The 12,131-nt window shown below is 45.7% G+C and carries 5 protein-coding genes; all 5 read left to right on the top strand.

What is annotated here, in order from left to right; all coding sequences use genetic code 11:
- A partial coding sequence (locus GMA8713_RS13970) for a beta strand repeat-containing protein (RefSeq protein WP_198159509.1) occupies window positions 1-4,937 on the top strand: 4,937 nt, incomplete at its 5' end.
- Window positions 4,938-4,948: 11 nt separating this feature from the next.
- Window positions 4,949-7,150, top strand: coding sequence for a type I secretion system permease/ATPase (locus GMA8713_RS13965; RefSeq protein WP_198159510.1), 2,202 nt, complete (start codon window positions 4,949-4,951; stop codon window positions 7,148-7,150).
- Window positions 7,143-8,525, top strand: a complete 1,383-nt coding sequence (locus GMA8713_RS13960; protein WP_062710921.1) for an HlyD family type I secretion periplasmic adaptor subunit — start codon at window positions 7,143-7,145, stop codon at window positions 8,523-8,525. Before GMA8713_RS13965 ends, GMA8713_RS13960 begins: the two co-directional genes overlap by 8 nt.
- 31 nt (window positions 8,526-8,556) lie before the next feature.
- Entirely contained in the window at window positions 8,557-9,909 is a 1,353-nt protein-coding gene (locus GMA8713_RS13955) for a TolC family outer membrane protein (RefSeq protein WP_062710919.1), read from the top strand.
- A 55-nt stretch (window positions 9,910-9,964) separates the two neighbouring features.
- On the top strand, window positions 9,965-11,929 hold the full coding sequence (locus tag GMA8713_RS13950) for a bifunctional diguanylate cyclase/phosphodiesterase (protein ID WP_062710916.1): 1,965 nt from the start codon (window positions 9,965-9,967) through the stop codon (window positions 11,927-11,929).
- The last annotated feature ends 202 nt before the right edge of the window (window positions 11,930-12,131 follow it).

Raw genomic sequence — 12,131 nt, 5'->3', positions numbered from 1 at the left:
TTACGGTATCGGCGACCCAGACCGACAGTGACGGTAACGTCTCTACGGCTGGCAGTGATACGGCGGAAATCGATACCACCGCCAACACCGGTGCACCGACGGTGACCATCGTCGATGACAACAACCCAGACGACGGTGTGATTAACGCGTCTGAGCTGGGCAATGACAATGTGCAGCTGCAGGTAGTCGTTGACCACGATGAGCTGGTTGCCGGTGGTCAAATCAACCTGACCATTAACAATGGCGGCACCACCTCCCAGGTCGTCCTGTCACTCGACAGCAACGGTGACCCTATCGTTGTGGATGAGAACGGTGATGCTGTCACCGGCTTCACCTACAACAACGGCACCATTACCTGGACCGAAGTGGTTGCCGAAGGCAATACCATTACGGTATCGGCGACCCAGACCGACAGTGACGGTAACGTCTCTACGGCTGGCAGTGATACGGCGGAAATCGATACCATCGCCAACACCGGTGCACCGACGGTGACCATCGTCGATGACAACAACCCTGACGATGGCGTCATCAACGCGTCTGAGCTGGGCAATGACAATGTGCAGCTGCAGGTAGTCGTTGACCACGATGAGCTGGTTGCCGGTGGTCAAATCAACCTGACCATTAACAATGGCGGCACCACCTCCCTGGTATTCCTGTCACTCGACAACAACGGTAACCCTGTGGTGGTTGACGGCAACGGTAATGCCGTATCCGGCTTTAGCTACAACAATGGCACCATTACCTGGACCGAAGTGGTTGCCGAAGGCAATACCATTACGGTATCGGCGACCCAGACCGACAGTGACGGTAACGTCTCCGATGCCGGCAGCGATACGGCGGAAATTGATACCACCGCCAACACCACGGCACCGACTGTCACCATTGTCGATGACAACAACCCAGACGACGGTGTGATTAACGCGTCTGAGCTGGGCAATGACAATGTGCAGCTGCAGGTAGTCGTTGACCACGATGAGCTGGTTGCCGGTGGTCAAATCAACCTGACCATTAACAATGGCGGCACCACCTCCCAGGTCGTCCTGTCACTCGACAACAACGGTAACCCTGTGGTGGTTGACGGCAACGGTAATGCCGTATCCGGCTTTAGCTACAACAATGGCACCATTACCTGGACCGAAGTGGTCGCCGAAGGCAATACCATTACGGTATCGGCGACCCAGACCGACAGTGACGGTAACGTCTCTACGGCTGGCAGTGATACGGCGGAAATCGATACCACCGCCAACACCGGTGCACCGACGGTGACCATCGTCGATGACAACAACCCTGACGATGGCGTCATCAACGCGTCTGAGCTCGGCAATGACAATGTGCAGCTTCAAGTTGACGTTGACCACGATGAGCTGGTTGCCGGTGGTCAAATCAACCTGACCATCAACAACGATGGCACACTGTCTAACGTCACGCTCACCTGGAATGGCACTCAGCTAGTTTCAGATGACAGTAGCCGTACCTACAGCTATGACACCGGCAACGGTATCATTACGTGGACAGAGGCGGTGGCTAAAGGCGATACCATCACAGTTTCTGCTACACAAACCGACCGTGACGGTAATGTATCAACAGAGGGCAGTGATACTGCTCAGCTGAGTAACACCGTTAATGATGTGAAAACTTCCCCAGAAGACAACACACTTAATGGTAATGTACTTACTAATGACACGGGCAGTACCGGCATTACCAGCTTCGTTGTTGCTGGTAATTCAACTACCTACACTGCTGGCCAAACAGCAACCTTGTCTGGTATCGGTACCATTGTGATTAACGCCAACGGTACTTACACCTTTACACCAGTTGCCAACTGGAATGGTGAAGTACCTGATATCACCTATACCACTAACATCGGAGATACCGCCGTACTGGATATAACGGTATCTCCAGTTAATGACGAATTCACAGATAACAATGAAAACGTCAATGTCACTGAGGACAGCACTACTGGTATCTCAGGTGATGTGATTGACGGCACCAGCGTCGATGGTCCATTGACGGTACAAAGCTTCAGTGTTGCTGGTGAGTCAGGACCTTTTGTACTGGGCACGGCATATGTCATATCGGGTGTAGGTACAATTACGTTGGCAGCTAGCGGCGCATATACCTTTGTTCCAGCAACTAACTATTTCGGAGCGGTACCAGCAATTAACTATGTTCTGACCGACGGAGATAGCACCGATAGCTCAACCCTGAACATTACGGTTGATGCTGTAGATGATGGCGTTTCGATAACGACCCCTGCAGAGATAACAGTCAACGAGAGTGGTCTACCAGGGGGGACACAAGGCGGTACAACACCAGTGACGCAGTCAGGGCAGTTTACAGTGACGTCACCTGATGGTTTAGATCGTATCGTGTTCAACGACGGAACAAACAGCACACCGGTCACGCTCTCTGCGCTACAGGCAGCAACTCCTGAAAACCCAGTAGTGATTAATGGTCAATACGGCACCATCGAAATCACTGACTATCAAGCGACTGATTTTAATACAGGGGTAGTGAGCTTTGACTATGTTCTGTCATCAGCACAAAACCATTCATCAACAGATACGCTGGTCGATAATTTCTCTATTACCGCGTATGACGTCGATGGCGATAGCAACAATACTAGCCTGAAAGTGAATGTTGTTGATGATGATGTCACAACGAGCATCAATACCAATGGCGTTAATGTATTGGTGGATGGCTTTGAAGCTTCTGGGATTGTTGGGGAATGGAATTCTGTGGTCGGAGGTAACCCGCTGAGGCGTTTTGACGGTGCTGACAATGATACCGGCCTCGATCAAATGCGCTGGGGTAATGCCAGTGACGTAAGCTCATCAGGCTATGGTTTTTGGGACAATGATGCCAACCTCAATGGGGTATTGGAGCTGAACCAAGATATCAATCTGGGTATGTTTATTCACTATAACAACCCTGTTCCTGTAGGTTCGGCCATTTCAGCAGCAACCTTAACCGTGACCTTCACGATTACTGACTCTTATGGTGTAGTGACTCCTATCAGAATCGACATCGACTTTGACCACAATGAAACGCCTAACACTCCAGGAAACCCAGGAGATGATGCTTCTAGAGATATTATCCAAATTGGTCAGCCTGAAGTCACGTTCGAATATGAAGGCGATTTCTACACTATCAAGGTCCTCGGTTTTATTGATGAACAGGGTGATCTAGTCGATACAGTTAGAACCTATGAACAACAGTCCAATAGTTACCAGTTAATTGCCCGTATTGTCGAAGGTAATGGCTATGCGTTACCAGATAAGGAGGGTAATGTCCTGGATAACGATTCTGGTGCTGATGGACTCACTGTGGTCGGTGTTGGTGTAGGTACAAATACAGGAACAGATCTCTCCACTGGTGTGGGTACAAAGATTCAGGGCACATATGGTTTCCTTGTATTGCAGTCTGATGGTAGCTATCGCTACGAACTTGAGTCCAGCGCTGACATCATTCCGAAGGACGCTACAGAGAACTTTATCTACACTGTTAGAGATGGCGACGGAGATACTTCAACCAACCAGTTGATAATCGGTGTCACACCAGAAGACTTTAACGGTATTCCAGTCGGAACAGACGTCACTGTTGAGACGAATGATGGCGATGATACGGTTATTGTTGCCGGTGGAGAAGGTGCAGCTAATCCGGATCAGGTTCAAGTCTTCGTTGATGACAACCTTGAAGGTACAGTTCTCGACGCAAGTGGTAACGAACAAACGATAACCACTTCGCCAGGAACTACCGAAACAGGCTTCAATAACGGGAGTGATGCACAAGTCATTAGCACAGGCCAAGGCAAGGACTACGTTGAAGCCGGCAGTGGCAATGATCAAATTTACGCAGGAGCCTCCGGGAACTCGCAAACTGGTAATACGGACGATGATATTGAACTTACCGAAAATGAGATCAGTAGCTTAAATATCATGACCGGAAACCTTGGTTCAATAACCAGCAATAATGGTCAGCTCAACTCTTCCGATACTACTGGTGTCGAAGCTGACATTGTCAATGCGGGAAGTGGTAACGATCAGGTCTTTGGCCAATCCGGTTCTGACATACTTTACGGGCATAGTGGTGACGATACTCTTGATGGTGGCAGACATAACGATGGCATCAGAGGGGGTAAAGGTGACGATACTATTATTGGGGGACTAGGAAACGATGTCTTGCGGGGTGATTCGGGTAACGACACGTTTGTCTGGCGGAAAAACGAGTTTGGTACGGACCGCATATTAGACTTCAACCCTAAATTCGATACCTTGGATCTTGGGGATCTCCTGATCAATGAGTCTCAAAACCCGCTAGGAAATTACCTCAAATTCGAGCTGAACAACGGTTCAACGGTAATCTCTATTGATGCAGATCTTAGTGGAACCTACGAACAGTCTATCATTCTGGAAGGGGTTGATTTGTTCGATATTTATGGCTCTACGAAAGAAGACATTATCAATGGAATGTTTGATGCTGGAGCCATAGTCACGGACGCCGGTGCTGGCCAGCGTGATATCGAATACAAGAGTATCAGTGGTTTAGACAGTGACGAATTAGCCTGGAGTGCAGACAATTTGGGTGATACGCCGACTTCCGACACTGTTTCAGATTTCACGGTTGGTCAAACGCACTTGAATCTCTCGGATCTTGTCACAGATGAAAACGATATCTTGTTGTCTGCTGATGACGTAGATATTTTCGAGCAAGATGGCTCTGTAGTGCTGAGAGTTGACACCACCGGTGACAACACTTGGAATCAAGAAATCATCCTTGAAGGCGTGTCATTACAAGATATCGTTGATGAGAATGGAGTAATTAAAAATAGTGTATTTGAAGATGACAACGTTAAAGCCTTGTTCCAGCAAGCTTCGGAGACCGATGTTGTAGAGAATTCAACAACACTTCTTGACGATCCAAACGTTGATCCATAACGAGTAGAAGGCTGGATATTGTGCGATTAGCGGATAACACACAATCTCAGTGGGACATCAGTGGTTCAACACAAACCACCGATGACCCTTTGCTTGAGAGCTTGGTGATTTTGACCGAGCACTATGGAACACCGTGCTCTGGTGAGGCACTGATTGCCAGTTTACCTCTCAGAGAGGTAAGGCTAACACCTGACTTGTTTCCTCAGGCGTCAGCGCGTGCGGGTTTACTCTCACGAGTGGTTAGGAAGCCTCTGAATACCATCGGGGATATGTTAATGCCATGCGTGTTACTCCTCGTAGAAAAGAAGGCCTGTATTCTTCGATTATTGGACAGCGAAACAGGAAAGGCAGTGATTCAACTGCCTGATACTGGAGGTGAAACCGAACTTACGATAGAGGAGCTTGAAGCCCAATATACGGGATATGCCATCCTGGTTAAGAAGCAGTACAGAGGTGATCAGAGCGTAGAGCTTCATCGTTATACGAAGAAAGGTCACTGGCTATTTTCGATGTTAAGAGAGGCAGCTCCGATATATCGGGAAGCCTTGCTAGCTTCGGTTATTGTCAACATTTTTGCTCTGGTATCGCCTCTTTTTGTCATGAACGTATATGACAAAATACTTCCTAATCAGGCATTTGAGTCCCTTTGGGTGCTAGCCAGTGGCGCTGCATTAGTCTTTGTATTCGACTATATCCTCCGGTACGTCAGAAGCGTCATGATTGATGATGCTGGTAAGAAAATAGATATCATCGTTTCTTCACGTTTGTTTGCGAAGTCCATTGGGATCCCATTGGAAAAACGCGGACCAAGTGTTGGAGGTATGGCAAGGCAGATCAATGAGTTTGATAGTGTGAGGGAAATGTTAACCTCCACCACTGTTACCGCTCTGGTAGACCTGCCCTTTGCTATTTTCTTTCTCTTCGTCATCTACATATTCGCAGGTGACCTCGTTTTCATTCCAATCATAGCAAGTATTATCATTCTCGGTTATGCCATAGCGATACAACCACGATTGAGAGATGCTATTGACGAAAGCAACCAATTTGCGGGGCTGAAAAATGGACATTTAGTGGAGAGCCTTGCTGCTATGGAAGCGATTAAGGCGAATCTGGCTGAAGGTGTTGTTCAAAAAACTTGGCAACAGATGATTGCTCATTCCGCAACGTGGGGAATGAAGGTTAAGAAGATTTCTCAATCTGTCTCTTACCTCACAACATTTATCACTCAAGTAACATCGGTATCCGTTGTCATACTTGGCGTTTACCGGGTTTCCGAAGGTGATATTTCCATGGGTGGAATCATTGCCGCAGTCATGCTGTCAAGCCGTGTGGTATCTCCAATGGCTCAGTTGGCAAATCTCCTAACACGAGCCAATCAGACGATAAGTTCTTTAAAGCAACTTGATGAGCTGATGGGTCAAGAAGATGAATATGAAAATAAAGGGCACCTGATAAGCCGTAACCAATTGCAAGGCCAAATCGAGTGCTCTGGTGTTACTTTTACTTATCCTGAAACCGAAGAACCTGTGCTCTACCCATGCTCACTTAAAATCAAAGAAGGTGAAAAAGTCGCAATCATTGGGAAAAATGGGTCAGGGAAAACAACCCTACTTAAAATGTTTGCAGGACTATACCAGCCAACTCAGGGAAATCTGCGATTCGATGGCATTGACTCAAAACAGATCCATCCTGCAGACCTGCGTAGGAACGTTGGTTACATGCCACAAGACATCACCCTCTTCCACGGCACCATTCGAGACAACATACTTTTCGGTACTCGTCAGGTTACTGAACACCAACTTATTCGAGCAGTGCAACTCTCTGGTGTAATCCAATTTACTTCTCTCGACTCTCAGGGTTTAGATAAACAAGTTGGTGAACGTGGAGATGCTCTTTCTAGGGGCCAGCGTCAAGCTGTTGCCCTTGCTCGTTCCATTCTTAATGACCCTTCTATCTTGCTAATGGACGAGCCTACTTCTTCCATGGACGCATACGCCGAAAAGCAATTTATGTCTTCTATCCCTTTGGTTTGTAAGAACCGGACATTGGTTCTCATTACACACAAAATGCCACTGTTAAGACTCGTCGATCGTGTCGTGGTAATAGATAAAGGACGTATTTTCCTAGATGGGCCAAGAGATGAGGTATTAAATAAACTCTCCCAGGGCCAGGGAAGTCGGAACGATTCAAAGAAGGATTCGCATAATGAGTAATTCGAAAGAACGCGAACACCTCGATATGGCAGACGATATCTACGGCGCAATGATGATGGATGTCCCGCGCAAATATCGCATTGTTGTTTGGCTTTTTGTCATTATGGTCGTTGTCTTTATTGTATGGGCATCAGTGTCATCGCTTGACGAGATCACTCGTGGAGAAGGGAAGGTAATTCCCTCTTCACAGGTTCAGCTTATTCAAAGTCTGGATGGCGGAATTTTGCAAGAAATGTACGTCAAGGAAGGCATGATAGTACAAAAAGGCACACCACTCGTACGTATCGATGATACCCGTTTCCGCTCTGATGTTGCACAACAAGAAGAGGAAGGTGTAAGTATTATTGCAAATATCGCTCGTTTGCAGCAGGAACTAAGCAGCATTGATTTAAAAGGTCTAGATGTAAACTGGCAAGACCAAATCAGCATCCAGCCTACATCACTGCTCTTTTCTGATGAGCTCAAGAAGAGCGAACCTGAACTGCTCCAGCGACAAGCTCTGGAGTTTCAAGGTCGCTTAGACGATTTAAAAAATAAGATAGAGATTCAATCACGCCAAGTTTTACAAAAGTACCAAGAAATAAAAGAACTAAAAACTAAGATAAAAACACTCGAAGGAAGTGCAAAACTTGTCGCACGTGAATACGAACTGACCAAGCCTCTGGCAAGAAAAAAAATAGTCGCCGAAGTAGAGTTACTCAAACTACAACGTCAACTTAATGATATTCGTGGTGAAATAGCAGCACTTTATCAATTACAACCTAAGCTCAAAGCACAACAAGACGAAGCCATTTTAAAACGCCGTGAAGCCATTCTTTCATTTCAAAATGAGAACAGAATGCAAATTAGTGAGCTTGAAGCGAAACTCGCTAGGCTTCAACAAGCGCAAGTCGGGGCACAGGATAAAGTGAATAAAGCGATTATTACTTCCCCCGTGACAGGAACTATCAAAACTGTTCACATTAATACGCTTGGCGGTGTTATTACACCAGGAAAAGATATTCTTGAAATTGTTCCTACAGAGGATCAACTGCTCATTGAAGCAAAAATTAAACCTAAAGACATTGCATTCCTTCATTCTGGTCTACCAGCCGTTGTCAAGGTGACAGCCTATGACTTTACTCGTTATGGCGGTCTCTCGGGGAAACTAGAGCACATTAGTGCCGATACGACACAAGACGAAGAAGGTAACAGCTTTTATCTGGTACGAGTTAGAACCGACGTATCAAATTTATCAGATAAAGATGGTACTTCCATGCCAATTATTCCTGGCATGCTTACCAGTGTAGATATCATCACTGGTAAAAGAACCATACTTAACTACATACTTAATCCAATATTGCGAGCAAGGGAGTCGGCTCTTCGCGAACGCTAAACGATCGCTGCCTCAGTCAGGAGTTCTAAAAATGGCGAACAAGAAAATAAGTAACAGATGCAACAAAATTCTTCACTGGTCTCTGCCTTGCCTGATAGCTTTTCCAACCGCAAGTCATTCGGACACCTTAGAGCAAGCTGTTGCTACTGCATTATCCTCAAGCCCAGAAGTAAGAAGAGCATTTAATTCCTACCAAGCTCAACGAGAACAAATTTCGCAGGCGTATGCAGGCTATTTACCTACAGTGGACTTAAATGCCGGGTATGGCATTGCTGAAACAGACAGTCCGTCTACACGTTCATCCGGTACCCAGAACGACAGACTTAATCCAGGGGAAGCTGGTTTGAGTATAAGACAAGCACTTTTTAGTGGCTTCCGAACCATGAATGAAGTGAGCAGGACAGAGGCTGAGACGGAAGCAGAATATTGGGGAGTTATCTCTACATCTGAAGATCATGCATTAGAGACTATAAGGGCTTATATCAAGTACATTCAGGCAGAACGGGTCGTGAGCCTGTCTCGAGTTAATCTGCTATCTCATCAGAACATCTACAGGCAGATAAAAGAAAAGACTGACTCTGGTTTGGGCTCTTCTGCCGACCTCTCTCAGATCATGGGGCGTCTAGCGAGAGCAAAAGCAAATTTAGCAGCAGCAGAAAATAATCTACTTGATGCCAGAGCCAGCTACGTCAAGATCGTCAACGTACCTCCGATAGATCTGAAAGAACCGCAACCCAAAACCAGCCTGTTACCAGAAAATTTGCAACAGGCGCTTGCCACCGCCGAAAGCGTCCACCCTACATTAAAACTTGCGATGGCAGATGTGTCAGCCGCTAGATATCAGTATGAGACGTCAAAATCCACATATTACCCTGAAGTGAGCCTTGAATTGAACAGCAACTGGGATAACGATATTAGCGGCAGTCTCGGGCATAATAATGATATTCAAGCCATGCTTCGAATGCGCTACAACTTATTTAATGGTGGAAGAGACCACGCTTACGAGCGAGAAACAGCATTTCGAATTGGTGAATCAGAAGAAATCAAACACAGAGCAAGAAGAGAAGTGGTTGAGGGCACTACGCTGGCTTGGAATGCACATGTTAGCCTCCAAGACCAAGTAGGATATCTTGCAGAACATGTTGAAGCTTCTATCGAAACTCAGAGCGCCTATACGCTTCAGTTCAGATTAGGTCAGCGCTCTCTGCTTGATCTCTTGGACGCAGAAAATGAGCTTTTCGATTCCAGAAAAGACCTAGAAGCAGCACAATTCGATCAACTTATTGCTAAATATCGCATCTTAAACGCGACGGGGCAGCTCCTTTCTTCTTTGGAAATTCAACCAGAAGTCCTTGAAGAAATTGAACGTTTGAACAACAAATGATGCTGTTAACAGCTTAAATTGTAAGGTGTCACAAGTACCATAAAGTGGAAATAGTATGACAATAACGAACAAAGTCACGCTGTGTGTAATAGGAACACTTTTTGGCCTGTTTGCAATTCTTGCTGTGGCAGAGTTTTCGAACAATCTCACGTTGCTCAAAAAAGAGATGCAGTTTCAAGCAGAGAGTTCTTTGCACACGCTGAGCGTCTCTGTCATTCCGATATTGGAAACAGGAGACCGTGAGAACAGTGAGATATTTTTCTCTGCCATCATGTCGGAGGGAACACAGTTACAGCACGTAAAACTGATGTGGTTGTTTGATGGTGATGTGCAAACTTGGTCGCACCAGTCCAACACCCATCATGAAGTGCCAGGCTGGTTCATGGCATTAGGGTTTCTCGAACCATTAACACTTGAAACTCAAGTGAATAATGGTTGGACAGATCTGGCCACATTAACAGTCTCATTGACACCTGATTATGCATATTTAGCGCTTTGGAAGTTTTCGGTTCAATTTGTTCTTTTCACTGCGGCAGTGATGCTCGTTACGGCTCTTCTTATTCGTCTCGTTTTGGGAAGAGCCTTAACGCCTATTTCAGTGATGACGGAAGGGGCTAGACGTATTGCAAAGCTAGATTTCCCCTCGCCGCTACCAGCCCCAAAAGGAAACGAACTCGTCGAGCTCACTGCTGCTTTCAATGATATGTCTTCACAAGTTGAAAGCTTATTTGAAACCCTGAATGAGGAAATTAATGCATTAAGACAGAGGTATCTATTTGACTCTCCCTCAGGATTTCACAACAGAAACTTCTTTGTGCGGCAGCTCGAGAGCTGGCTTGAGGACGGTGATAGCGGCATTGTCATGCTGGTTAATTTGAAATGGCTTACACACAACTCACTCTCTGAGAATAGCGAAGATTTGAATAAAGTCATGCGTTCATTGCGACAGGAGTTGAGTGGTGTTATCCCTAAAACCCAAAACGCTCTCATCGCGAGAATGAGTAAAATCGAGTTAGCGATTCTTTTGCCAAGTGTTGATGAAAAACAAACTCGGACAATATTGGGCCCTCTCATTCGAACGCTCAACAACCAAGTAATCAGTAGCGGACAATCCACCGCTAACGCCTTTACTATTGGCATTACAGAGAAGAAAGAAAACGACTCAGCATCTTCACTCCTCTCTAGGGCAAATGCCACATTACAGGATGCAGAAAGCACACGACAAGTGTTTCATTTTTCTGTGGCTGATAAAGCCTACTCTGAAGAACAACTTGGTACCAAACTCACTGAGGTCGTCAATACAGAAGCTTTCGAATTAATGGCACAACCTATTATTTCTAAAACGACACAAACTGTTCAGCACTACGAAGTCTACGCCCATCTGAAATTAGATAACCAAGTTATTCCAGCATCAAAATTAATCTCTACTTTGTCTCGCTACTCACTATCTACTAAATTTGACAAATCTGTAATCAATCATGTTGCAGCAATTCTTTTAGGTGACCTTCATATTCCGCCTTTGTCGATAAACCTAACCTCAAGCAGCGTGCGAAATTCAGACTTCTTGAAATGGTTGGTTCAAACAGTAAAGAAGAACAAACTTGAAAATCGTATCTTTTTTGAGTTCTCTGAATCACTCGTCAGCCTACATCCTAAGGATTGCGAAGTAGTCTCAAAAGCTCTTAGAGAAGCGGGTTTACGTTTTGGAATCGATAGATTTGGGCAGAATTTAAACTCCGTGGCCTACCTTAAACAACTGAAACCTGCATTCGTTAAGCTTGAACAGTCATTCCTTCAAAACCAGCAAGACGATAGCAACCATCTGCTGTTGAAACCTATGGTTAAATTGGCTTCAACACTCGGTATTGACGTGATCGTCTCTGCTGTTGAGTATCAACAACAATTAAACTCTCTGGCTGATATAAAAGTTGATGGATACTTCGGGTATATCTCCCCTCCTATCCCTCTTTTGTCTTTACTCAATTCAAGCTTGGAGAATGTTTCCATTCGGTCACATTAAATACCTATACCCAAACAACCTGAGCGCCTCCGTTTGAATCATAGATAAAACGCTTAGGGGGTTATTCGTTATTTCGATATTCCACCTTTCCAGTAAGATTATGTCGCTTGGCAGCGCCGCTGCGATGCACTGGCTAAGCACTCTCCCACTTTCAAAATCATTTTTCTATCAGCCAGAAAAGAGAAAACCCGAGCATTTCTGC

Origin of the sequence: Grimontia marina, from assembly GCF_900060185.1 — a bacterium.
In the GTDB taxonomy this organism is placed as follows: Bacteria; Pseudomonadota; Gammaproteobacteria; order Enterobacterales; family Vibrionaceae; genus Enterovibrio; species Enterovibrio marinus.
Note: the sequence above shows the minus strand (reverse complement) of the source record. Positions and strands in the feature narration are given on the sequence as shown.